Annotated in this window: 19 protein-coding genes; 9 read left to right on the forward strand and 10 right to left on the reverse strand. The window is 60.1% G+C overall.

The window, feature by feature from the left end:
• The 5 genes from bcsA to P9250_RS10925 form a co-directional block, all read right to left on the reverse strand.
• On the reverse strand, nt 1-2,217 hold the full coding sequence (bcsA, locus tag P9250_RS10905) for a UDP-forming cellulose synthase catalytic subunit (RefSeq protein WP_250509905.1): 2,217 nt from the start codon (nt 2,215-2,217) through the stop codon (nt 1-3).
• Nucleotides 2,214-2,999, reverse strand: a complete 786-nt coding sequence (gene bcsQ, locus P9250_RS10910; RefSeq protein ID WP_310392969.1) for a cellulose biosynthesis protein BcsQ — start codon at nt 2,997-2,999, stop codon at nt 2,214-2,216. The genes bcsA and bcsQ overlap by 4 nt, the downstream gene beginning before the upstream one ends.
• The gene (gene bcsP / locus P9250_RS10915) at nt 2,996-3,856 is read right to left on the reverse strand and encodes a cellulose biosynthesis protein BcsP (protein WP_310392971.1); all 861 of its coding nucleotides are present in this window, start codon (nt 3,854-3,856) and stop codon (nt 2,996-2,998) included. The genes bcsQ and bcsP overlap by 4 nt, the downstream gene beginning before the upstream one ends.
• A gap of 155 nt (nt 3,857-4,011) precedes the next feature.
• Nucleotides 4,012-4,470, reverse strand: a complete 459-nt coding sequence (bcsD, locus tag P9250_RS10920) for a cellulose biosynthesis protein BcsD (protein ID WP_310392973.1) — start codon at nt 4,468-4,470, stop codon at nt 4,012-4,014.
• A 607-nt stretch (nt 4,471-5,077) separates the two neighbouring features.
• Nucleotides 5,078-5,275 carry a hypothetical protein gene (locus P9250_RS10925; protein WP_244828575.1) on the reverse strand — a complete coding sequence of 66 codons (198 nt, stop codon included), beginning with the start codon at nt 5,273-5,275 and terminating at the stop codon, nt 5,078-5,080.
• A gap of 433 nt (nt 5,276-5,708) precedes the next feature.
• Here P9250_RS10925 and P9250_RS10930 point away from each other — a divergent pair, with 433 nt between their 5' ends.
• Entirely contained in the window at nt 5,709-6,323 is a 615-nt protein-coding gene (locus tag P9250_RS10930; protein ID WP_310392976.1) for an NAD(P)-dependent oxidoreductase, read from the forward strand.
• 91 nt (nt 6,324-6,414) lie between these two features.
• Here P9250_RS10930 and P9250_RS10935 read toward each other — a convergent pair whose 3' ends face one another.
• From P9250_RS10935 to P9250_RS10955, 5 genes are all read right to left on the reverse strand, one after another.
• Nucleotides 6,415-6,888: a DUF3331 domain-containing protein gene (locus P9250_RS10935; protein WP_250466687.1), complete on the reverse strand. Its 474-nt coding sequence runs from the start codon at nt 6,886-6,888 to the stop codon at nt 6,415-6,417.
• Nucleotides 6,889-7,760: 872 nt separating this feature from the next.
• Nucleotides 7,761-8,600, reverse strand: a complete 840-nt coding sequence (locus tag P9250_RS10940) for an ABC transporter permease (RefSeq protein ID WP_250466689.1) — start codon at nt 8,598-8,600, stop codon at nt 7,761-7,763.
• Between the two features lie 4 nt (nt 8,601-8,604).
• Nucleotides 8,605-9,867, reverse strand: coding sequence for an ABC transporter permease (locus P9250_RS10945; RefSeq protein WP_310394125.1), 1,263 nt, complete (start codon nt 9,865-9,867; stop codon nt 8,605-8,607).
• A 96-nt stretch (nt 9,868-9,963) separates the two neighbouring features.
• Complete coding sequence (locus P9250_RS10950) at nt 9,964-11,004, reverse strand: ABC transporter substrate-binding protein (RefSeq protein WP_250466692.1); 1,041 nt, start codon at nt 11,002-11,004, stop codon at nt 9,964-9,966.
• Nucleotides 11,005-11,089: 85 nt separating this feature from the next.
• On the reverse strand, nt 11,090-12,187 hold the full coding sequence (locus tag P9250_RS10955; protein WP_250466694.1) for an ABC transporter ATP-binding protein: 1,098 nt from the start codon (nt 12,185-12,187) through the stop codon (nt 11,090-11,092).
• A gap of 216 nt (nt 12,188-12,403) precedes the next feature.
• Here P9250_RS10955 and P9250_RS10960 point away from each other — a divergent pair, with 216 nt between their 5' ends.
• The 8 genes from P9250_RS10960 to P9250_RS10995 all read left to right on the forward strand — a co-directional run bounded on the left by P9250_RS10960 (nt 12,404) and on the right by P9250_RS10995 (nt 23,393).
• Nucleotides 12,404-13,906, forward strand: a complete 1,503-nt coding sequence (locus tag P9250_RS10960; protein ID WP_250466695.1) for a PLP-dependent aminotransferase family protein — start codon at nt 12,404-12,406, stop codon at nt 13,904-13,906.
• Nucleotides 13,907-14,322: 416 nt separating this feature from the next.
• The gene (locus tag P9250_RS10965; protein ID WP_244828565.1) at nt 14,323-14,868 is read left to right on the forward strand and encodes a fimbrial protein; all 546 of its coding nucleotides are present in this window, start codon (nt 14,323-14,325) and stop codon (nt 14,866-14,868) included.
• A gap of 116 nt (nt 14,869-14,984) precedes the next feature.
• Nucleotides 14,985-15,728 (forward strand): fimbria/pilus periplasmic chaperone, encoded by a 744-nt coding sequence (locus tag P9250_RS10970; protein WP_244828563.1) that lies wholly within the window; start codon nt 14,985-14,987, stop codon nt 15,726-15,728.
• A gap of 156 nt (nt 15,729-15,884) precedes the next feature.
• Nucleotides 15,885-18,482 (forward strand): fimbria/pilus outer membrane usher protein, encoded by a 2,598-nt coding sequence (locus tag P9250_RS10975; protein WP_310392982.1) that lies wholly within the window; start codon nt 15,885-15,887, stop codon nt 18,480-18,482.
• Between the two features lie 12 nt (nt 18,483-18,494).
• On the forward strand, nt 18,495-19,601 hold the full coding sequence (locus P9250_RS10980; protein WP_310392985.1) for a fimbrial protein: 1,107 nt from the start codon (nt 18,495-18,497) through the stop codon (nt 19,599-19,601).
• 74 nt (nt 19,602-19,675) lie between these two features.
• Nucleotides 19,676-20,194: a fimbrial protein gene (locus P9250_RS10985; protein ID WP_310392987.1), complete on the forward strand. Its 519-nt coding sequence runs from the start codon at nt 19,676-19,678 to the stop codon at nt 20,192-20,194.
• Nucleotides 20,195-21,233: 1,039 nt separating this feature from the next.
• Nucleotides 21,234-22,085, forward strand: coding sequence for a hypothetical protein (locus P9250_RS10990; RefSeq protein ID WP_310392989.1), 852 nt, complete (start codon nt 21,234-21,236; stop codon nt 22,083-22,085).
• 78 nt (nt 22,086-22,163) lie between these two features.
• Nucleotides 22,164-23,393, forward strand: coding sequence for an HlyD family efflux transporter periplasmic adaptor subunit (locus P9250_RS10995; RefSeq protein ID WP_244828543.1), 1,230 nt, complete (start codon nt 22,164-22,166; stop codon nt 23,391-23,393).

Here is a 23,393-nt window from a genome sequence, read left to right on the forward strand (position 1 = left end):
TTATTGGTCTTTGGTGTTCAGCTTCTTCATGTCGACTGAACGCTTGCTCGTCCAGGTCCGAAGGTCGCTGTAGAGATGCTCGAAAAGCCCCGCGATACCGCGCGTGCCTACCAGCAGCACGTGCGAAAGGCCGCGCAGCGGCGTATCGGGGCGGCGTCCTTCGGACCAGCCGGTCCACGCGTCCGCGCGCGCAAAAGTGGTTTTCACGAAGTCGTATTCCTGCTCGCGCGTGAGCTGCGAGAAGCGCAGGCCGACGCGGCCCTTCGCCGTGAAGCCGACCGTGGCCGGGAACGCGTATTCCTCGTCGCCTCGAAAGAGCGAGACGGTGACGCGTTCGTGCATCGGCACTTCGATGTCGTTCGGCAGCTTTACGCCGACGCCGCCTTCCGAATAGTCGATCGTCTCGCAAGCCAGCGTGCGCCCCGTCGAGAACTTGAGCATGACGGGCATCTTCATCGTCACGCGATGCGTGCTGCGCACCTGACGCCGCTCGCTAGCCGCCGCCACGCTCGCGCCGAGAATCAGCATGTTGTAGACGGTCCAGCAGAGATTCAGCACGGTGGTCTGCACTTCGCTGCGGATATGCCAGTTGATGACGATATGCACCACGCCCGCTATGAAGCCGAGCAGGTTCAGCAGCAACAAGAACAGATACGGACGCGAGATGCCCCAGTCGAAGTAATCCTTCGCGATCTGGCCGCCCTTGGCCGTGACGTTGAACTTGCCGAGCTTCGGGTTGATGACGGCCAGCAGCGTCGGCGCCGTGATGTACGACGCCAGCACCGACTCATACACTTCGGCCCAGAACGAATGGCGGAACGAACGCTGCATGCGCGAATTGGTGATGCTCGCGTGCATCATGTGCGGCAGCGCGAAGATGGCGATGGTGCCCGCCGCCGCCTCGATCACGTGCGCGCCGAAGAACAGATACGAGAGCGGCGCGGTAAGGAACACGAGACGCGGCACGCCATAGAAAAAGTGCAGCATGCCATTGAGATAACACAGCCGCTGGCCGAGCTTCAAGCCCTTGCCGGTGAGCGGATTGTCGATCCGGAAAATCTGCGTCATGCCGCGCGCCCAGCGAATGCGCTGACCGATGTGGCCCGAAAGACTTTCCGTGGCAAGTCCGGCTGCCTGCGGAATCGCGAGATACGCCGTGGTATAGCCCAGCCGATGCAGCTTGAGCGCGGTATGCGCGTCTTCCGTCACGGTCTCGACCGCAATGCCGCCGATCTCTTCGACCATCGAGCGGCGCAGCACGGCGCACGAGCCGCAGAAGAACGTCGCGTTCCACAGATCGTTGCCGTCCTGCACGAGACCGTAGAACAGTTCGCCTTCGTTCGGCACCTTGCGGAACGTGCCGAGATTGCGCTCGAACGGATCGGGCGAGAAGAAATGGTGCGGCGTCTGCAGCATCGACATGAGCTTGTCGCGCAAAAACCAGCCGAGGCAGATTTGCAGGAACGAGCGCGTCGGAATGTGATCGCAATCGAAGATGGCGAGGTATTCGCCCTTCGTGATCTTGAGCGCTTCGTTGATGTTGCCGGCCTTCGCGTGGCGGTTATGCGTGCGGATCGTCCAGTTGACGCCCACCTCCTCGCAGAACGCCTTGAACTCGGGACGGCGGCCGTCGTCGAGCACGTGGATCGCGATCTTGTCGGTCGGATAGTCGAGCGCGAGCGCCGCGTAGATGGTCGGCTTCACCACCGAAAGCGGTTCGTTATAAGTCGGAATGAAGACGTCGACGGTCGGCCAGTCGTTGCGATCGGCGGGCAGCGGCAGCGGCTTGCGCTTGAGCGGCCACGCGGTCTGGAAGTAGCCGAGCAGCAGCACGAGCGTGGCATAGACCTCGGCTGCGACGAGCAACAGGCCCCACGCGGCGTCGAGCGGACGCTCCCAGTAGGTCGTCTCGGTCAGACGCCAGAACATGTAGCGTCCCGACGATACGACCGACAACATGATCATGACGAGCGTCGCGTACTGGCCTTGCAGACGCCGGAAGCCGAGCGCGCAGGCAAAGCAAACGGTTGCGAAAGCGAGCTGCTGACCGAACGCGAGCGGCACCGTCACCACGAAGTAGAGCGAGAACAGCGCGAACAGCGTGAGCAACACCGTGAGGATGCGGCTGCCCCAGATGCGCGCATCGACGAAACGTTCTAGCCGCGACGTGGCTACGCTGACTTCCGTTTCCTGCGAGGGAATCTTGACGGAGCTCATGCGACGTTCCTCGAAGCGGCCATGGAATTGACGGTGGCGAGAAGCCAGTCGCCGCACGCGCGCAAATCGGCGGCGGCTTGCGAGAGCGGGTCGTAGTGGATGAGTGTCGTGTCGCACGCAAGCGACTCGGATACGCCTTCGTCCTGATGGATCACGCCCGGAAAGAGCTTCGTGCCGAGCATGTTGCGCAAGACCTTGAGCACGTCCTTGCTCAACTGGCGCGATTGGTCAACCTGATTCACCACGTAGCCCTGACCGCCGAAGTCCTGACGCGGCGCGGCGTAGGCGTCGATCATGCGCTCCATGCCGGGAATCGCGGCGTAGGAAGCGGCATCCGCGAGCACGACGTTGAGCGCGAAGTTCGCGGCGCACAGCGCGGTGCGCGTGTAAACCGACGAGCCCGGCGGGGTATCGACGATAACGATGTCGTTGAGATCGAGCGCAAGCGATTCGAGCGAGCGCGCGAGCCACGCGGGGTCCTGGTCGACGAGCGCCTCGAAGCGGCGGCGATCGTCTTCCAGCACCGCGCCGTAGGGCAGCACGGTGACGCCGTCGACGCCATCGAACATCACGGTCTGCCACGGGTCGCCCGCGAGCGTTGCACGCGAAATGCCGTCGATGCTGTCGAGCGGAATGCCGAAGTGCAAGCGCAGCGCGTTTTGCGGATCGAGATCGACGACGATCACGCGGCGATGGCGCGCGGCGAGCACCGAGGCGAGGTTCGCGGCGAGCGTGGTCTTGCCGACGCCGCCTTTCGCGGAAACTACCGTGATGACTTTCATGAGCGTGTGAGGCGGGCAGCGAAGAGGGCGCGGTTCGGCTGCGCGGAATCGGTTGCGCCGGATGACGGGCTCGGTTGGCGCAGGCGGTCGAACATCGCGGTGAGCGAGCCTTCGGCGGCTTGCGGTGCTTGTGGCTCTTGTGGCTTGAAGAGCTTGCCGAGAATGGACGGCGCGTTGCTTTCCTGTTCGCGTGGGCCGGTGCGTGTTTGCACAGCCGGGTCGAGCGCGGCGGGTATTTCGCGAGCGCGGAAGGTCGAGGCGCCTTCCCGAGCGAGGGAGTTCGAAGCGGTTTTGATGCTGCCGCTCGCTTCCGCCGCAAGAATGGCCGGAGGTGTCACGGCACCAGCGTTCCCCTGTTCAGACGCGAAGGGCGACGCCGAAAAACGCGCCGGCGCGCTCGGACGCGCAAAGACAGGCGCTGGAGCGGAATCGGAAATCGGTGCCGCGCTCTCGGGCTTCGCCTCGACGGCAACCGGCGCGGCGTCGGCGAGCGCCGAAAAGCGCGAGGCGCTCAGCGAATCGAGCGCGGCGGGCGGCGTGACGGGCGGAATCGTGCGGCGATGCGCACGCGCGAAAAGCGGCGGCTTGGCGCGATTGATCGGCATTGGCGTGGGCGCGGCCGTGGCACGGTCGGCATCCGCTTGTGCCGCAAACTCAGGCTTGTGCACTGGACTCGCCTGCACATCACGACGCGGCGCGATTTCGGGGATGGCCGGTTGCGCGAAATCGAGCGTGGCCAGGAGCGGCCAGCGCGTGCGGGCATTCCTGGCCTCGTTTTCGCGGCCGATTTCCTGGTAGTCGCCTGCATTGCCGCCGAAATGATCGAACAGCTTTTCGATGTCGCGTGATGTATTCATGTTGCCGCATCCTCGTCGTGCCTTGCGTCGAACTGGCCTGATGCAATATTTTTGGCGCTGTCCGTTGCATGGACAGTCGATATCGCCGTTGCCTTCATATATAACGGCGGTCGTTGAAATTGATTGAATCCTTGCAGCGCCGCCAGTTGCGTCGCTTATCTCGTTGCGGTGCGCGCGAGCCGGAACTCGACTGCACCATCACTGCTCAATTCGCTTGCCTGGGAAATAGCAAGCCCTTGCGCGCCCAAACCGCTCAACCAGTGCTGATAAGCGCCTTCGAGAAAAGCCGGTGTCCATGCAAGCGCGCTTTCTCCGAACGCCGGCAGCGGCGCGCAGTAGTGAACGATGCTCAGATACTCGCGCTCGTCGGCTAATTCGACGAAGCCCCATTCCGAATCGCGCCACAAAACATTCAGCGCGTGTGCGAGGTCGGCGGTTGAATCGCATTGAGGAAGCGGCCGGGCATCGGCGAATCGGCTGCCGACTCGATGCATCAACTGTCGAAGTTCCGCACGACCGATCTGCGCTTCGAACTCCTCGGCAAGCGCGCCAAGAAATCCACGCCATTGCCTGGAAATCGTGTGGTCGAAGAGGTAATCGAAAGTAGCTGACATGGTTGCCGTTCAGAATGGCCTAAGGGAGTCTGCAAGAATTCTTGCAATGTCGTCGGTTCTTTTTACCTGGAACGCTGCGACTGTTTAACTGCGCGAGAGAGCACCGATCCGGTGGTTTGTCCAGTCGATAAAACACGTCTGAAGGTATCCCACTGGGTTTTTTTTCGCCAGTGGAAAGACTATCAGCGCATTTTTTTATCGCATTGAGCGAATAGGCATGCGATTGCGGCTCAGTTCGAGCATTCGAATAAACCTGCCCTTATTGACAAAATTTAGACAAGCTCGGTCGGAGGCCCGCCCGCTATGGCTCTGCGGTCGCGGACGCGAGAGTGTACCATCTTGTTAATATTATCAAACGACAAAAGTCAGGCCTGATTCATACGGATTGACAATCACAGGAAGTGGTTAATCCTCTTATTAATTGCGTTGAGACAAAATGCATCTTTTTGTCTGACATTAGTGTTTCGAGGCATTTAAAAATGTCTGTAGATTGAATTGATTTCGGTCAATGTGACCGATTACGACGCGGCTCAACGCAAGCCTCTAAGGCGCAACAGGCGAAAAAAAACGCCCCGAGCGGGGCGTTTTTTTCTTGGCCAATCAACGATCACGGATTTGCGCGCACTGCGTCTCGAACTGCATCCATGACGATGCCGTAGTCGAGCGGAATGTCTAGCGCATCGGAGTAACCGTTTTCGTCGGCGGACTCTTCGGGCGCGGCACTGACCGGAAGCGACTCGTAGGCGGTTTCGCCAGACGGATTGTCGCGTCCTTCGATGGCACCCTGTAATTGCGGATTCTTCACGATTAACTCCTTCCGGTAATGGAGCGGCGAGGAAATGCAATATAAACCAATGACATGACAAATTGACGAATCGATGGAAGCTCTCGATGAGCGTGCTTCGCGCGGTGCGCCGATGACCGCTGCAGTTGCATGTTCCCAAGAGCACGGGGCCCTACAGTGTAAGGGCGACGCGCACGTGTGAATGTGCATTCTGATTATGACGACGCGTGTTCTGAATTGTCTTGCAAATCTGTTTTTCGGCTCGAAACTTGCGTCCTTTTTAGCGAGAAAAATGTAGCTAAACACGCGGCGAAAAACGAGATCGTCGTATGACGCGGCTATGATGAAGAATCGTTGCGAAACGCCTTTCGAATGAGCGATTTATTGCGAAGTGGGGTAAGTTAAACGCAGGCTCGATCGCCGGCGAAAGCGGTGTCACAAAGGAGAACCCACAATGAGCAAAATAGCGATCATTGGCGCAACCGGATATGCCGGCAGCAAGTTGCTGGAGGAAGCGTTGCGGCGCGGACACACGGTGACGGCGCTTGCACGCAACACGTCGGAGGTCGCCAAGCGTCCTGAAGTCACCGCGAAGAATGTAGACGCATCGGATGCGGCCGCGCTAAGCGAAGCCGTCGCCGGTCACGATGCCGTCTTCAGCGCCGCGCTATTCGCTTCATTGTCGGAGAGTGCGATCACCGAGCCGCTTCGACGCGCGGGCGTCAGGCGCTTGCTCGTGGTGGGCGGCGCGGCGAGTCTTTATGTCGGGCCGGGCCAGCGCGTGTTGGATCTGCCCGATTTTCCGGAAATGTACCGTTCAGAGGCGGCCGCGGGCGCGGCATTTCTCGACGCGCTGCGTCGCGAGCGCGAACTCGAATGGACGTTCGTTTCGCCGTCGGCGGAATTCGTCGACGGTCCGCGCACGCGCAAATTCCGTATCGGCGTGGACGAATTGCTCGTCGATAACAATGGCCGAAGCTGGATCTCTTTCGCTGACTTTGCCATCGCGTTTCTCGATGAATTCGAGAGCGGAGCGCATATCAAGCAGCGTTTCACCGTCGGTTACTGACAGCAACCAATAGACGCAAGGCGGCGACGATCCCGACACCCTGGGGTGCCGGAACTCGTCGCCGTCGTCGCTGCGCGACCGAGCGGTCAGCTTAGTCGTGCACGTCGCATTCGACTTCCTCGCTGTTGGCCGGCATCGCTGCGGCGAGAATCATCGCGGAGGCATTCTGCGGTTTCGGATCGCGCTGTGACGGGCGATACACCTGATCGCCGCGATGAATCGGCATCCCCGAGAGCGAGCAGATGCCTTCGGCGCTCGCCGTCGTCGCGCGCCAACCTTGATAACCATAGTGGCACGTACCTGGGTCCGACCAGTAGACGAGCGCCGTCGCGCTGGACGGCCGCTCGATCACGCGCACGACTGCCTGTGGGAAAGGCAGGCGGTCATCCGACGGGCGCGGATGCGGGTGCGCGCGGTTCCAGTCGCGCGTCAGGCGGTCGAGGAAACTATCTTCGATACGCGCGGTTTTTTGCGAGGGGCTGGTGTGGGCGGCGTCATGCGGCGCCGCCTCGAGCAGGTGAACCGTCTGTGACCACGGATCTGCAATTTTCGAAAAAGCTGTCATGGCATTGTTCCAGGCTTTGACTCGACCTAGAACGTACGCTATTAAGCATATTCCGATAAATAGTGCATCGGTGAAAACACTGTCCCGTTGCCGCGAATAATCGCGCGCTGGCGACGCGAAGGCTTGCTGGATATGGGTTTGAGCGCCGGACGCTTGCGATCGCGGACCGCCGGTATTGTACGATCGTTTTCCGAAGTGGCGGCCTTGGCGGCTTAATTGGCCGACATAGCAATGAGGCAGGCGGGTAAGCGGGCGCTTTACGCGTCCTTCGTCCCGGAAGCGACGATGCGCCGGGCACGCGCTTCCACGCGTCGCGCTAAATGCGAATCTGCCGGAAAGCGACGGCTTTATCTGACGGCCGGCGAAGCGTCAACGCGCAAAAAGTGGCCATCCTGGGTCTGTCGCGTGGCGCAACGAAGCCGGTGTCGGACGCAAGCAGCGCGTGCCGCGTCTTACGTTGCCGTTGTCGCTGTGTATGACCATCGTGTCACATTTTCACGCGCGCTGTGAGTCAGTTGCCGCGCGATGAATGAAGTATCTACAAGCAGCGCCTCGGCGGAAAGGCGACTTCAGCGGTAGCAAACTGCATGTCGTTCGGCGGTCGCGGGCCCAATCGAAGGCGCAGCCCGCAAGCGCCTCACGCCAACCGTGGGCACGCTTGCGGACTGGCGTAGCAGCGAAAACATTGCGGATAAAGCGTCGACATTCATAGAAGCACACCGAACTCTCGCTTATCGCCGACCGAAACCTGAAAATACGGAGTTCGGCGATATCGCATTGCAGTGCTTTTCGCGGCCGAGGCCCCACTCGAAGCCTCAGCCGGTAATGCTTTGCCTCGATCTGGCGAGCCATCTCGGACCGCTTGCAGATCATCACTCCGCAACCGCACGCGCCGCCGCACGACCCCGCAACCACTCCAGCGCCAGCAATAAACTCGTCGAAAACACGATCAGAATCGTGGCCAACGCGGCGATCGTCGGGCTGATGTTCTCGCGGATGCCCGTGAACATCTGACGCGGTAGCGTCGTCTGATCGGCGCCAGCGAGAAACAGCGTGACGACCACTTCATCGAACGATGTCGCGAACGCGAACAGCGCACCCGAAATCACGCCCGGCGCAATGACGGGCAGCGTCACGCGAAAAAACGTCCGCAGCGGACTTGCGCCAAGCGACTGACTCGCCCGCACGAGATTCATGTTGAAGTTCTGCAAGGTCGCCGCAACCGTGGTCACGACGAACGGCACGCCCAACGCCGCGTGCGCCAGAATCAACCCGAAATATGTATTGGCGATGCCGAGCGGCGCAAAGAATAAATACATGCCCACGCCGACGACGATCACCGGCACGATCATCGGCGAAATGAGGACGGCCATGAGCACGCTCTTGCCGACGAAATTCGCCTTCGTCAATCCAACCGCCGCGAGCGTGCCGAGAATCGTGGCGACGAGCGTAGCCGAGGGCGCGACGATAAAGCTGTTCTTTGCCGCCATGCGCCACTCGTCCGACATGACGAGATTGTGATACCAGCGCATCGAATAGCCCGGAATGGGATAGACGAGAAACGTGCTCGACGAAAACGAAAGCGGCACGATGGCAAGTACCGGCAGAATCAAATAGAGCAACGTCAGCACGCAAATGAGGCGCAATGCGAAATACCAGACGCGCTCGATAGCGGATGTATGCGGCGCGAACATCGGTTTGGCGAGTTTCATTGTCTTATCCCAGGCTTACGTTCGAGCGCGTGAATCGACCGTAGACGACGTAAAGCACGAGCGTCGCGGCAAGCAGCAGCGCGCCGAGCGCGCAAGCCATGCCCCAGTTGATCGTTACGTTCGTGAAATACGCGATGTAGTAGCTGACCATCTGGTCGTTCGGCCCGCCGAGAAGCGCCGGCGTGATGTAGTAACCAATCGCCAAGATAAACACCAGCAGCACGCCGGCCCCGATGCCCGGATAAGTCTGCGGCACATACACGCGCCAGAACGCCGCGAACGGATGACTGCCGAGCGAAACAGCCGCGCGCTGATAAGTCGGCGGCACGGACTTCATCACGCTATAGAGCGGCAAAATCATGAAGGGCAGAAGAATGTGCGTCATCGAGATATAAACGCCCACGCGATTGAACAACAGCGCGAGCGGCGAACCAATCAGCCCGCTCGCGAGCAGCGCCTTGTTGACGAGCCCTTCGCTTTGCAACAGCACGATCCACGCGGCGACACGCACCAGCACGGAGGTCCAGAACGGAATCAGCACGAGCACCATCACGAGATTGGCACGGCGCGCGGGCAGCGTGGAAATCCAGTACGCGAGCGGATAACCGAGCAGCAGCGCGAAAAACGTCACCGCGACGCCGATCACGAACGTGCGTCCAAAGACATTCAAATAGATGGATTGATCCGGACCTGCATGCTCGATGTCACCGAAACCGTCCTGCCGGTGATCCAGCGAAGCGAGCAGATAAAACGGCGAATATCGACCGGCGTTTTTCGCGATTGCCTGCCAATACGCGGGATCGTTCCAGCGCTCGTCGAGTTCGACGATCTTCGCGCGAATCTGCGGCGCGGCGAGCGGCTTGCCGTCGTCCGCGGTGAGCGGCATCGCGCGGGCAGTTTTTGCAACCAGCGAGCGATAGCCCGGAATCTCGGTGTTGAGCCGGCGAGCGAGCGCGCCCATCGATTCGCCGTCCTGTATCGCGGTGAGATCTTGCGCGAGCGCGGCATAAGTGGCATCGGGCGGCGCGGTTTTGCGATCCCAGTTTGCGAGCGCCGCGCCCGTGTGCGGCAGCGCGTTCGCGACTTCGGGATTCTGCACGGCGCGCGTGAGCAGCGCACCGATTGGCACCACGAAGATCACGAACAGAAAAATGGCGAGCGGCGCAATCAGCGCGAGCGCCATTGCGCGCTTTTTCGCATCGACGAGCTTCAGTTCGCGCTTGAGTCGCGCGCTCGATTCGCGCGTGTCGTCCGCGGCGATCGTCATGGTGTTCACGCTTTCTGTCTCCTATCCATGCAAAGGCTTGGCGTTGGCTGCGGTTCGCATTGCACGAAACGCAGCCGTGCTTTCACCAAAAAACGCTTACTTCGACGACCACGCCGTGAAGCGCTGTTCGAGCTCGTCGCCGTGATCGGTCCAGAACGCCATGTCCTGCAGCACGGCATTCTTCGCGTTGGCGGGCGAATTCGGCATGTCGGCCTGGATTTTCGGATCGAGCGCCGCGATAGCCGCCTTGTTCACCGGACCATAGGCGATGTTCTTCGCGTACGTTTCCTGCGGCTGCTGCGACACCGAATATGCGATGTACTGCGTCGCGACATCCTTGTTCGGCGACCCCTTCGGAATGGCCCAGTAATCGAGGTCGTAAATGCTGCCGTTCCAGACGACCTTCAGATTCTTGCCTTCCTTGCGCGCGGCATCGATACGTCCGTTATAGGCCGTCGACATCACGACATCGCCCGCGACGAGGAATTGCGGCGGCTGCGCGCCCGCTTCCCACCACTGGATATTCGGCTTCAGTTCTTCGAGCTTCTTGAACGCACGATCGGCGCCGGCTTTCGTGCCGAGCACCTTGTAGACATCCTTCGGCGGGACGCCGTCGGCCATCAGCGCGAATTCGAGGTTGTAGCGCGCACCCTTGCGCATGCCGCGTTTGCCGGGGAATTTCTTCGTGTCCCAGAAGTCTGCCCAGCCGGCCGGCGCGCCCTTGAGCTTGTCGGCGTTATAGGCGAGCGCCGTCGACCAGACGAAGAAGCCGGCTCCGCAAGTTTGCGGCGATTCGGTGACGAGTTCCGACTTCTTAGCGATCTTCGACCAGTCCAGCTTTTCGTAGAGACCTTCGTCACAGCCGCGTCCCAGATCGCCCGATTCGACTTCGACGACATCCCAGTTGACGTGCTTCGCTTCGACCATCGCTTTGACCTTGGCCTGCTCGCCGTTGTATTCGACGGCCGTGACCTTGTTACTCGATGATTTTTCGTAAGGCTGATTGAATGCGGCCTTTTGCGCATCGCCGTTCGCGCCGCCGAAATTGACGACGGTCAGTTCCGCCGCGAATGCGGATGCGCCCGACATGCACACGAGCGCCGCCGACGCCATGGAGCACAGTGCGAACTTCTTCATGGTGGTTTCCTCTCTTCCTTTTTGGCTTGGTGTTAGCAGTGGACTTGCGAGTAGACAAAGCAAAAGCGATGAAGCGCGCGCCGCTTTAGGCAAATACGCGCAAATGCTCGGGAGCGAATTCAAGCGCGACGGGCGCGCCGGGCGTGAAGGTATCGAGCAACGCATTGCCGAGCGGCACTTTCACGAAGCATTCGTCCTGTTCGCGTACGCCGCAGCGCATGCGTACGTGATCGCCGAAATAGATGAGGCTCTTGGCCTCGCCAGCGAGCGCGTTATGTGTCGCATGGTTCTGTTCGCGGATGGCCGCGAGCTTCATGCGCTCGGGCCGGATGCAGGCAATAGCCGACGCACCCGCCTTCGCCTTCGCGACATTCAGCCCGGAAAGCCGCGTGCCGTCGGCCAGGCGGATATCGCAGAACTCGCCTTGTGTTTGCTCGATGGTGCCGCGCAAGCGGTTGCTATCGCCGATGAAGTTGGCGACGAACTCGTTGCACGGCGCTTCGTAGAGATGGTCCACGGTATCGAGTTGCTGCACGATGCCTTTGTCGAATACCGCGACGCGGTCCGACATGGTGAGCGCTTCGCCCTGATCGTGCGTGACATATACGAAGGTCACGCCAAGCTTCTCGTGCAACGACTTCAGTTCGTACTGCATGTGCTCGCGCAGTTGCTTGTCGAGCGCGCCGAGCGGCTCGTCCATCAGCACGAGCTTGGGCTCGAATACGAGCGCGCGCGCGAGCGCGATGCGCTGCTGCTGACCGCCCGACAATTGCGCCGGGTAACGTTTCGCGAAGCTCTCCATGCGCACCATCCTGAGTGCGTTGTCGACGCGATGCGCGCGTTCCTCGGCGGACATCTTGCGAACCGTGAGCGGATATTCCACGTTCTGCTGCACGGAAAGATGTGGAAACAAGGCGTAGTTCTGAAACACCATGCCGATCTCGCGCTTATGCGGCGGCACCTTGTTGAGCAACTTGCCGTCTAGCCAGATCTCGCCGCCAGTCGGGAATTCGAAGCCCGCGAGCATCATCAGGCAAGTGGTCTTGCCCGAACCGGACGGCCCGAGCAGCGTGAGGAATTCGCCTTGGTAGATATCGAGGTCGAGCGATTTGACGACTAGGGTTTCCCCGTCATAAGTCTTTCTAACGCCGCGAAAACTGACGATCACCTGATCGGATTTCATCTTCCGTGTCTCCTTCGGAAATCGATGCGTTGTAGCTGGGAGCGGCCTGTATCAAGCCTCTACGGCGCCTGACCGGCGCCTTTGCGGCGCTCGGAAATTTTTCCACTGCCTGCGATAACTATAGCCCGTGACGGTTCTACAATGTGGAGCCATTTCAATATTCAACTTGGAACCACTTTGCCTTCTGGCGAGGTTCCTGAGGGCTCGGGGAAATTCATGGATACCATCATCCTCGCGGACTGGCTGAGTACGCGACTCGTCGAACGCTCGCAGGCGGAGCCGATGTACCGGCAGATGCTGGAACTCATGCAGCAGGCCATCCTGACCGGTCAACTTGCGCCCGGCACCAAGCTGCCGAGTTCGCGCATGCTGGCAAGCGATCTCGGCATCGCGCGCAATACCGTGCTGCACGTGTACGACCAGTTGACGGCCGAAGGCTATGTCACGTCGACGACCGGCAGCGGCACCTATGTGGCCGATACGGCGCCGCGCGAACGCGCCGCTGCGAAGCCGGGCGCCAAGTCGAGCGCCGACGCCGCTCAGAAGCCCTGCGCGATTTCGCAACGCGGCGCGCGCTTGATCTCGCAGGCGGGGGTATCGCCGAAACAGTGGGGCGCGTTCATGCCCGGCGTGCCCGATGTACGCGAGTTTCCCGCGCAAACTTGGAGCCGCTTGCAAGCGCGGCTCTGGAAGCGCGCGAATCCCGATTTGCTGACCTATGCGCCCGGCGGCGGCTACCGGCCGCTGCGGCGCGCGTTGTCGGACTATTTGCGTGTCGCGCGCTCGGTCAAGTGCTCGCCCGATCAGATCATCATCACGACGGGCATCCATCAGTCGATCGATCTGACCGTGCGTCTGCTCACCGATTTCGGCGACCGCGCGTGGGTCGAAGAACCGTGTTACTGGGGCGTGCGAAGCGTCCTGCAGTCGTCCGGGCTGTTGCTCGTGCCCGTGCCCGTAGATGACGAAGGCTTGAATCCGAACGCGCGTGACATGGCCACGCCGCCGCGTATCGCGCTGGTTACGCCTTCGCATCAGTATCCGCTCGGCATGGTGATGAGCCTCGCGCGGCGTCGCGCTTTGCTGGAGTTCGCGCGGCAACATGGCACGTGGATCATCGAGGACGATTACGACAGCGAGTTTCGCTATGGCAGCCGGCCGCTTTCGTCGCTGCAGGGACTCGACGACGCCGGACAGGTGATCTATGTCGGCAGTCTCGGCAAGATGCTGTTCCCCGGTTTGCGCATGGGCTATATGGTGGTGCCGGAAAATCTCGTCGATACGTTTCGCACGGGCGTCGCGGAGCTGTATCGCGAAGGGCAACTGATGCAGCAGGCCGTGCTCACCGAATTCATTCTCGACGGGCATCTCACCTCGCACGTGCGGCGCATGCGCGGGCTATACGGCGAACGAAGGGAATTGCTCATCAACGCCATTCGCGCGCGGTTCGGCAATACGCTCGCGGTGCACGGCGATCAAGCCGGACTGCACTTCGTCCTGGGCATGCCGGAACACGTCGACGACCGCGAAATCACGCGTCACGCAATGACGGCGGGCGTGGTGACACGGCCGCTAGCCAATTACTACATGAACGCGGATGCCGCGCGTCCCGGTCTCATGCTCGGCTACGCGTGCGTGCCGAACGATGAGATCGCGCCCGCGTTTGCGAAGCTCGCCGAATCGATCGAGATGGCGCTCTCGCCGGCGATGCAGGTGTGATGACGGCTCGTTGGCACCATTGCGCCGCGTGACCGCGGCGGGGCGGTCAAGATAACTGCTGAAGCGCAATCGAAGCAGGCGAGCGCCTTGCATGCCGTCGGATGTTCGCTGACCAAAGTCACGTCGAACAGAGCTGCTGCTTGCGTCAGGCAGCATTTATCGCATCACTAACTATTCCCTGACAAATTAGGAAAAATCGAGTGCCGTTTCTCGACGGTCTCGATTATCGTTGCGCTTCGCATTTCAACCAGACGAGATAAACGTAGCGCGTAAGCGGATGTCTATCTGTAGCAAACCTGGAAGCCGAGATGCGGCATTTGGGCGTCAAGTTCGAGGAGTGTGCGACCGCCTTTCGCGGCCGAACATTCAGCTTGATCTGACGACTCATCCCTGTCAATTTTTATAAGCATATCCAAATGAAAAAATCCTTGATCTCGGCGATGGTCGCCGCAGCACTGGGCCTCGTAGCAAGCGCCGCGTTCGCGTCGGACGGCACCATCACGTTCAATGGCGCGCTGACGGCCACGACCTGCACGATCAACGGCAACGGCACCAGCAGCAAGGACTTCACGGTCACGCTGCCGACCGTTTCCACGTCGACCCTGACGGCATCGGGCCAGACGGCCGGCACGACTTCGTACAACATCGCGTTGACGGGTTGCGCGCCGGTTACGGCAACGAGCGAAGCGGGCGTGTTCTATGAAGCCGGTGCAACGGTCGATGCGAACGATGGTCGCCTGATCGTGGCCACGGGCGGCGCGGGCAACGTCAAGCTGCAACTCCTGAACTCCGATGGTTCGATGATCAAGGCAGGCTACTCGCGTGAGCTGCAGAACGTGAAGTCGGCCGACATCTCCAGCGGCGCGGCATCGCTCAGCTATCAAGTTCAGTATTACGCGACGGGCGCGACGACCGCTGGCGCAGCCAACTCGTCCGTGATCTACAGCATCGACTACATGTGATCTTGCGGTAGTGGAACGGGGTCTTCGGCGCGATCATCGGTTGAAGACCCGTACATATGCGGGCGCGAGCCCGCTTTATCTTTACACTCGCGCTCCGTTTCGGGCATTACGTCAACATGAAAGTGGCAAAGAGACTCATAACGACCGCGGCATTTATCGTCGCGATGCAAGGGTTCATTCCTTCCGCGAATGCGTCGGTGGTGATTGCCGGCACGCGGGTCGTCTTCAATCAAAGCGATTCCGAAGTCACGGTGAAGCTGACCAACAACGGCAAGCTTCCCGGCTTGACCAAGGTGTGGATGGACAAGGGCGATCCGAACATCAAGCCGGACGCCATCGACGTGCCGTTCACCATCACGCCGCCGATCATGCGTATCGATCCGAGTAAATCGCAGACCTTGCGGATCATGTCGACGGGCGAGCCTTTGCCTGCGGACAAGGAGAGCATCTTCTATTTGAACGTGCTCGAAGTGCCGCCGAAACCCACGGGCGACGAAGCGAGCGCGAACCAGCTGCAGCTTGCATTTCGCACGCGCATCAAGTTTTTCTATCGCCCGAGCGGCCTTAAAGGCCAGGCAACGGACGCGCCGGGACAGATCGTGTGGCATCTCAAACACGATGGCGGCAAGAACTCGATCGAGGCGAGTAACCCCACGCAGTATCACGTGTCGTTCGACCGCGTGCAGGTTAGCAACGGCGCGAGTGCATCGGAGTTCACTGACGGCGGCATGGTAGGCCCGGGCGAAAGCAGGGCTTTCCCACTCAAGGGCGAGGTGCCCGCGAACAGCACGAAGATTCGCTATACCGCAATCAACGACTACGGCGGCCCGCAGGACGGCGATGCCAGTCTGGCGCCCTGAGTCATTCGCAGGCTTCTCGTCGGGCCTGCCCAGCAGGCCGATTCCCCGCGATAGCGCAGCGTTGCGCTGAACATCGCCATCACTCGTTAAGGATGAACTCGGAGCATGCCGCATAGCGTGCCGAGTCACGCTGTTGCCGTAATTTCGGAACACTAAATGAATATGCAATACCGAAGCGCTCATGTGTCCGGCATGCGCCTGAGACCCATCAGCCTGTTCACGCTTCAGGCATTGGCCGCAATGGGCGTGAGCGCTCACGCATGGGCCGATTCTACCCAGCAGATCGCGGCCGTCGAATTCAACGAACAATTCCTCGAAAACGGCAGCGGCGAAAAGCTGGACATATCGCGCTTCAACAAGGGACAAGAGATTCTGCCCGGCACGTATCGCGCGGATACCTACGTGAACGCCGTCTGGAAAGGCAAGTTCGATATCGATATCCGCGAGGCGGGCGCAGGCGCGGGTGTTGTCGCCATGCAGCCTTGCGTGAATGCGGACCTGCTCGATCGCATGGGTGTCGATCTGCGCAAGCTGTCGCCGGAGGCATCGGCGAAGCTCGATAACGCGGGCGATGCCTGCCTTACGTTGCCCGATCTCATTGCTGGAGCAACCGCGTCGTTCGACAACGGCGAGCAGCGTCTCGACGTCTCCGTTCCGCAAATCGCGATGAATTCGCGCGCACGCGGCTACGTCGATCCGAAGTACTGGGACGACGGCATCAACGCGGGCACGCTGCAGTACAACGCGAACGTTTATCACAGCTCGTCCGGCGGATACAACAACGACTCGCAGTATCTCGGGCTGATCGGCGGCATCAATGCGGGACCGTGGCGCTTTCGCTATCAGGGCAACCTGACGCACAACACCATCGGCGGTCAGCACTATCAGAGCGTGCAGACTTACGTGCAGCGTTCGTTCAGGGACATCAAGAGCCAGCTTACCGCCGGCGATACCTTCACGGACGGCGCGCTGTTCGACAGCTACGGAGTGCGCGGCGTCACGCTCGGCACCGACGACCGCATGTATCCCGAGTCGCAGCGCGGCTATGCGCCCGTGGTGCACGGCATTGCAAACAGCAACGCGCGGGTGCAGGTCAGGCAGAACGGCAACATCATCTACGAGACGACCGTCGCGCCCGGCGCATTCGAGATCAACGATCTTTATCCGACGGGTTACGGCGGCAATCTCGATGTCATCGTCACGGAAGCCGACGGCTCGCAGCACATTTCCACCGTGCCTTACGCGGCGGCGGTGAACGCGTTGCGACCCGGCGTCACGCGCTATAGCGCGACCATCGGTCAGTACCGCGATCCGAGCATCGATATTCATCCGTTCGTCTCGCAGGCAACGGTGCAGCACGGCGTCAACAATCTCGTGACGCTCTACGGCGGCATGATCGGCGGAGATATGTATTTCTCCGGCATGGTCGGCGCCGCGCTGAATACGAGCGTCGGCGCATTCGGCCTCGACGTGAGCCACGCCACCGCGAGCTTCAAGGGCTACGGCACGCACAATGGCGCGAGTGTGCGCTTGAGCTTCAGCCGTCTGTTCGAGCCGACGAATACGAATATCGCGGTCGCGGCCTATCGCTATTCGACCAATGGCTTCTACACGCTGCAGGATGCCGTCGCGCTGCGCCAGTTGTACGAAGACCATCAACCGGGTTTTCTCGATGCTCGCCAGAAGTCGCGCGTTCAGTTCGTTCTGAATCAGAGTCTGGGCGAGGGCGGCAAGTACGGCTCTGTGTATGCCGTGGGATCGATTCAAAACTACTGGAACCGGTCCGATCACGACACGCAATTTCAGATCGGCTACAGCAATAGCTGGCGACGCCTGACGTATGGCGTATCGGCGGTGCGTCAGTATCAAGTGAACACGAATCGCTGGGATAACCGCATCATGCTCAACCTCATGGTGCCGCTCGGCTTCGGCGCGCACGCACCGCAATCGTCCACGACCTTCCAACACGATACGAGCGATAGAAGCTCCACGTTGCAGGAATCGGTGACAGGAACGCTCGGCGCGGACAACGCGTTCAGCTACGGCGTCAACGCCAACTACAGCGACGGCGGAAATGGCTCGGGCTTTTCGACGAGCGCTGGCGGCAACGTCGGCTACATGTCGCCATTCGCGTTGATGACCGCAAACGCCAGTACCGGACGCCACTATTCGCAGGTCGGCGCGGGCATTTCCGGCGGAGTGGTCGCGTGGCGCGACGGCGTGGCGTTCACCCCGAATATGGGCGATACGGTCGCCGTGGTCGAAGCCAAGGACGCGGCAGGCGCGCGCCTCGCGAATGGTTCGGGCTTGCGCGTCGACCGTTGGGGGCATGCGGTCATCTCGGGCATGCAGCCATATTCGAACAACGAGGTCGAAATCGACCCCAAGGGTCTGCCGCTCAACATCGCGCTGAAGTCGACGGTGCAGCGCACGGCGCCGACCGCCGGTGCGGTGGTCGCCCTGAAGTTCGAAACCGAAAACCTGGGCAAGCCAGCGGTCATGCGCGTGACGCAGGCCGATGGCACGCCGCTGCCGTTCGGTGCCGAGGTATTCGACGGCGACGCCCACACCGTCGGTACCGTGGCGCAAGGCAGCCGCATCATCGCTACCGGGTTGAAGGCGGACGCGGGCGCGTTGAACGTGAAATGGGGCGACGGAGCCAGCCAGCGTTGCGTGGTGCGTTATCAGCTGCCGCAGTCCGTCGACGCAACCAAACCCAATTCGATCTCCATCGGCGATGGCGTGTGTCAGTGAGGAGAAGACGCGATGATTAATCAAGAAAACCATATGGGTACGATCGACAAGGTCGCCTCGGCGCTGGTGCGCGCTCTGCTGTGCTGGCTCGTCGCGTGGGCGCTGTTACCGGCGAATGCATATGCGGATTCCGCTACTTGCCGGTCGAACTACAGTGCGTTCACGCTTTCGATGCCCGCCGCCGTGGCCGTGGCGCGGGATCTGCCAAATGGGTCGATCTTGACCGCATGGTCACTGTCGCCATTGAAGAGCGACTATTACACGTGCACCGTGGTTGGCTCCGTGTACACGGGGACCGACTTCGAGACCGCGGGAGTGACGACGGACAGTCGAACCACATATACCGTGACCTACAACGGCGTTGCGTTCGCTGTGTACCCGACAACTGTGCCGGGTATAGGCATCGCGATGGGCGGTTACGTCGTCCCCGATGGCAGACAGACGAACCTTCGCTCGTTCGAAAAGATGGGTTCGCAGTGGAACTACCCCGGCACGATCTACAACGGCGGGCAATTGATCGTGGCTTTGGTGAAGATCGGAGACGTGACACCCGGCACACTCTCGGGAACGATCGCCCAGGCTTTCTCCTGGCAGACCTTGACACCACCGCCCGCTGGCAACGTGCTGTCCGCCGGGGTGATCGACTTCAACATCACGCCGGTCGTGATCACCGTTCTGACCTGCGAGACACCGGACGTGACCGTGCCGATGGGAACGCAGGGACCAGCCGACTTGCCATCCGTCGGAGCCGCGCCTAGCAAGGTCATCGGCTTCAATCTGAGCTTCAACAATTGCCCGGCCGGTGCGGCGATGCCGAATACGTCGGCTGGATTGATCCACAGCGTGCAGTACCGGATCGATCCGACTAACGGAACCATTGCCGGCTTCACCGACGTGGCGGCGCTGAATGGCAGTCCGAGTGCGGGCGGCGTGGGCATCCAGCTGTATGACAGCACGGGCTCGGTATTCGGTTTTGGCGTCAACCGCACGTTGAGCGGATTCGACGGCACGCGCAATAGCAGTTACACGCTTCCCATGACGGCCCGTTATTACCGCATCGGCGCGCTGAGTGCGGGACCCGCCAACGCCACGATGACTTTGACCGTGCTTTATCTGTGACAACGCGCGGCGAATTTGCCTGAGATATCGCCGCGCACTGTCTGACCGCTCATCAACACAAAGGAGAAACTCGAATGAAGCTTTTGAAAACCGGCGTGGCCGCGCTTGCACTCGTTGCCGCGCATTCGTCATTTGCCGCCGATGCCACGCTCAATTTCACTGGAACGATCATCTTGCCGACATGCACGGTGGATACGGATTCCGTTAATCAGACAATCACGCTTCAACAGGCTAAAACGACCGACTTTGCCGCCGTTGGCGCAACCAACTCCGCGCAGGCGTTCAATGTCAAGCTGGTCAGTTGCGCGGCCGGCACGAATATAGGGATGACCGTCAATGGAACCATCGATACGGTGGCAAGCGTCCCGAAAAACACGGGTACTGCTGCGCAAGTGGGCGTGCAATTGCTCAAGGCCACGAATGTGGGTGACAGTACGGGTTCGCCTCTCGCGTTGAATAGCGCGCTCACGCTGGGCGCAGCGGACGCGTCGGGTTCGATGACCGTTCCGATGGTCGCCCAATACTATAGGCTCGGCACGATGACCGGCGGCACGGTCACGGCATCGGCTACGGTGAACTTCACATATAACTAAGGTTTCAATCGCATCGTTAAACATAGCTGGCAAAACTACTTATTTGATTCCACGGAGTCGGTATGTAGTCTCTGATTGCCGGATAAAGCCGGCTCAAAGAAAACCCTCTACTTAGCAACAAGCAGGATCATATCTATGCACAAAATCGATCGAGAAGCGTTGAGCGAATGCTACGTCGCCGGTGGTGAAGCCAAGGCGTCGAGCAACTCCAGTTCAAATACTAACGTTTCCATTTCCATTACGTCTGGGAACCATAACGACAAGGCAAGAATCTCTGTTGCGGCCAACTAACGTTTCCAGCCTGTCCGAAGAAGCGATTGAACGACGGGGCCAGTGGCCCCGTTGTCGTTTGCCCTTAAAAAACAATCCACGATAACAATGAAAGCTCAATTGAAGCAACCGATACGGGCTTCTCGGCAATCACAAATTTTATTTGATTGCCTGTGGGCATGTATATACCCCTATGACCAGTTTTATTTTTCGGAATTATCGAAGTTTGAATTCGTTTCGGGATGCCGTATCATTCGCCTTCCTTTGATATTCAGCAAGATTCGGATATCGAAGGCAATGTAATTCGCAAGAACCTCATACTTGAATTCTTGCGCGTATCGTCAATCTAAAAATAGTTTCAAGGCAATCATGCAAAAAATCGAACGTAACGCACTCCAACACGCTGACATCGCAGGCGGCTGCAACAAGGGTTCGTCGGCTAAGTCGCAAACCGTGATCAACATCTACATCACGGGCTAAATCGAATATCCGCTTAGCACTTCCCGGGCGGCGGTAAGTGGTGGCCAACAGGGTAGTGCTGGCGGTTGATTGCTTGGCTTTTGACCTCTCCTGGTTTGCTCTCCGCGAGAGGTCATCGCAAGGGTAAAGAACGGATTATCCGCGCTGTATCCAATCTCGCCGAAGAGTGCGAGATCCGCTTTCTCATTATCTGACAGAAAATACCATGGCATCGTTGCGCCCAATGCTGAGAAAGTGGCTCGCGGTGTGTCGACATCGCGTAAAGCGCGCGGTTATTGGACGTATTCCGATGACCAAAACGGAACAGATCGCGAATATCATGCTGCGCGTCAACGGTTTATTCAATGCCGTCTGCCGCGCGCACGGCAACATTCGCGCAGAGATCGCGCGCGATATCCTGCATTTGCCAGCCGTGCAAATAAAGCGTTCACGCGCGGCAGCGCAACTGGAGAAGTTGATCGACCAGCGCATTTATTTCGGTCGCGATATTCGCAAGCACGAAGCCCTGCCCGAGTTAGACGCAATCGCGGAGAAGTTGGCGGCGCGAATCAGGCAACTCAAACGCGATGTGCCGAATCAGCCCGTGTTTGTCTCGCCCTTTCACTATGTCTCGCAATACGCGAATATTTATATCGTCGAGCGGCTTGTCGCCTTGCTCGACCTGAAGTCGCTTTCGGTGGTTTCGGGCGTGCCAAGGAATCAATATGGCGACGATCACAAGCTCATTCCCGGCATTAAAGTGCTTTACACCTATGGTGATGCAAATCGCAATGGACTTGGCGTGCGCGTGGCGCGTGCGCTGAAACGCGATGGCGTCGTCGTGCTGTTCTCCGACGTGCCGCCATTCACCATGCATCGTTATCCCATGGAGACCGCCGAGGTCAGAATGTTCGGACGCAGCGCGCGTATTCATAACGGCGTGTTCCGCATGGGCGAGAGTTTCAATGCGCTGTTGCTGCCGTTTTATTTGCGCTTCGAGCGCGGACATTTCGAGGCGCATATCTTCGACCACATTCCGCTCGCCGCGCCCGACGCGCCCCAGCGGCTCGCAAATTACATCGAAAGCGCGCTGACCGATAACTATCAGCAGTGGACTCCGGGCGGTCATCCCGCCATGTATTCGTTCGCTCCCAATCGCTAATCAGCGCAACCGAATCTGCGCGTCACGCACCCGGTGCAGACCGGGCCAGACCACGCAGCGAAGCCAGCCTTCATTCTCATGCAGCCGACCGATCTTCCCGAATTCAAAGACGTCCCGTGGCGATGGATAGCCTACGCGACGTCCATTTTTACTGTCGCCGCCGTCGCTTTCGCGTTCTTCCATCAGGTCGAACTGAAGCAGGATGTCAGTGGCGAAGTCATGTCTCCGTCCGAGGTCAAGATTCAAGGCTTGAGTGGACTGGTGTCGGGCATCTACGCGCGCACGGACGAAAAGGTGCAGCCCGGCACGCCGCTCTTTCGGCTGCAGCGGGATTTCTCGCTGACGACAGACGGACGTCGCCGACAAGTATTCGACGAGCAAATGCGCGATGACCAGATTCGCTCCATCGACGCGCAGTACAACGAGCGCCGCATCCAGTTGAATGCGCAGCGCGAATCGGCGCGCCTGACAGCAGTAAGCCGCCGCGCCGAGCTTGGGGCGCTCAACGCGCAGATCGCGCAGAACAATCAACTGGTCGGCGAGTTCCAGCAGCGGCTGGCGCGTCTGGATTCGGTGGCGGATTACGTTGCCGCCGACAAGGTTGAACAGGCTCGCGCGGATGTTCATCAGGGCAAGGCGACGGCCGCGCAAAGCGTCGCGCGTCAGCAGCAACTGGCGGGCGAAGTCAGCGCGTCGAGCAGCACGCAAGCCGATCTCGAAGCGCAATTGCGCGGCCTCGACGCGCAACATGAGCGCGACGTGCAAGACGTGCGCACGCGCTTCGAACGCGAACGTCAGGACGCGACCGTGTCCGCGCCGAAGGGCGGCACGGTCACGTTTTCGGGCCTCGTCGCGGGCCGCATGTTGACGACGGCCGACGTGGCGATGGTCATCGCGACAGACGAGAGCGGGCCCTTGCGCGCCGCGTTGAGCATTCCTTCTCGGCGTCGCGGTTTCGTGCGCGAAGGCCAGATCGTGCGGCTCAAGTTCGATGCATTCCCGTACGCCAAATTTGGCACGTACGAGGCGCGCATCGACTCCATCTCCGGCACCACCGTGCTGCCGGCGAGCCCGCCCAGTCCACCCGGCACACCAGGCGCGCCCGATCCGACCGAACAGACGGATAGCTCGAAAGAAGGCGAAGGCGATTACCTCGCATGGGCCACGCTGCGCGGCAATACCTTCGACTTCGAGGGACAGCATTTCAAGATTTTGCCGGGGATGCGGGCGACGGCGAGCATCGTCGTCGAGCGAAGGACGATTGCCGAATGGGTGCTGGCGCCCTTGTTCCGAATGCTGAGAGGTTGA

The sequence above is a fragment of the Caballeronia sp. LP006 genome, assembly GCF_031450995.1.
In the GTDB taxonomy this organism is placed as follows: Bacteria; Pseudomonadota; Gammaproteobacteria; order Burkholderiales; family Burkholderiaceae; genus Caballeronia.

Coding starts and splice junctions, on each gene's coding strand:
- bcsA (WP_250509905.1), bottom strand. CDS start 2,217: ATGAGCTCCGTCAAGATTCCCTCGCAGGAAACGGAAGTCAGCGTAGCC.
- bcsQ (WP_310392969.1), bottom strand. CDS start 2,999: ATGAAAGTCATCACGGTAGTTTCCGCGAAAGGCGGCGTCGGCAAGACC.
- bcsP (WP_310392971.1), bottom strand. CDS start 3,856: ATGAATACATCACGCGACATCGAAAAGCTGTTCGATCATTTCGGCGGC.
- bcsD (WP_310392973.1), bottom strand. CDS start 4,470: ATGTCAGCTACTTTCGATTACCTCTTCGACCACACGATTTCCAGGCAA.
- P9250_RS10930 (WP_310392976.1), top strand. CDS start 5,709: ATGAGCAAAATAGCGATCATTGGCGCAACCGGATATGCCGGCAGCAAG.
- P9250_RS10935 (WP_250466687.1), bottom strand. CDS start 6,888: ATGACAGCTTTTTCGAAAATTGCAGATCCGTGGTCACAGACGGTTCAC.
- P9250_RS10940 (WP_250466689.1), bottom strand. CDS start 8,600: ATGAAACTCGCCAAACCGATGTTCGCGCCGCATACATCCGCTATCGAG.
- P9250_RS10945 (WP_310394125.1), bottom strand. CDS start 9,867: ATGACGATCGCCGCGGACGACACGCGCGAATCGAGCGCGCGACTCAAG.
- P9250_RS10950 (WP_250466692.1), bottom strand. CDS start 11,004: ATGAAGAAGTTCGCACTGTGCTCCATGGCGTCGGCGGCGCTCGTGTGC.
- P9250_RS10955 (WP_250466694.1), bottom strand. CDS start 12,187: ATGAAATCCGATCAGGTGATCGTCAGTTTTCGCGGCGTTAGAAAGACT.
- P9250_RS10960 (WP_250466695.1), top strand. CDS start 12,404: ATGGATACCATCATCCTCGCGGACTGGCTGAGTACGCGACTCGTCGAA.
- P9250_RS10965 (WP_244828565.1), top strand. CDS start 14,323: ATGAAAAAATCCTTGATCTCGGCGATGGTCGCCGCAGCACTGGGCCTC.
- P9250_RS10970 (WP_244828563.1), top strand. CDS start 14,985: ATGAAAGTGGCAAAGAGACTCATAACGACCGCGGCATTTATCGTCGCG.
- P9250_RS10975 (WP_310392982.1), top strand. CDS start 15,885: ATGAATATGCAATACCGAAGCGCTCATGTGTCCGGCATGCGCCTGAGA.
- P9250_RS10980 (WP_310392985.1), top strand. CDS start 18,495: ATGATTAATCAAGAAAACCATATGGGTACGATCGACAAGGTCGCCTCG.
- P9250_RS10985 (WP_310392987.1), top strand. CDS start 19,676: ATGAAGCTTTTGAAAACCGGCGTGGCCGCGCTTGCACTCGTTGCCGCG.
- P9250_RS10990 (WP_310392989.1), top strand. CDS start 21,234: ATGACCAAAACGGAACAGATCGCGAATATCATGCTGCGCGTCAACGGT.
- P9250_RS10995 (WP_244828543.1), top strand. CDS start 22,164: ATGCAGCCGACCGATCTTCCCGAATTCAAAGACGTCCCGTGGCGATGG.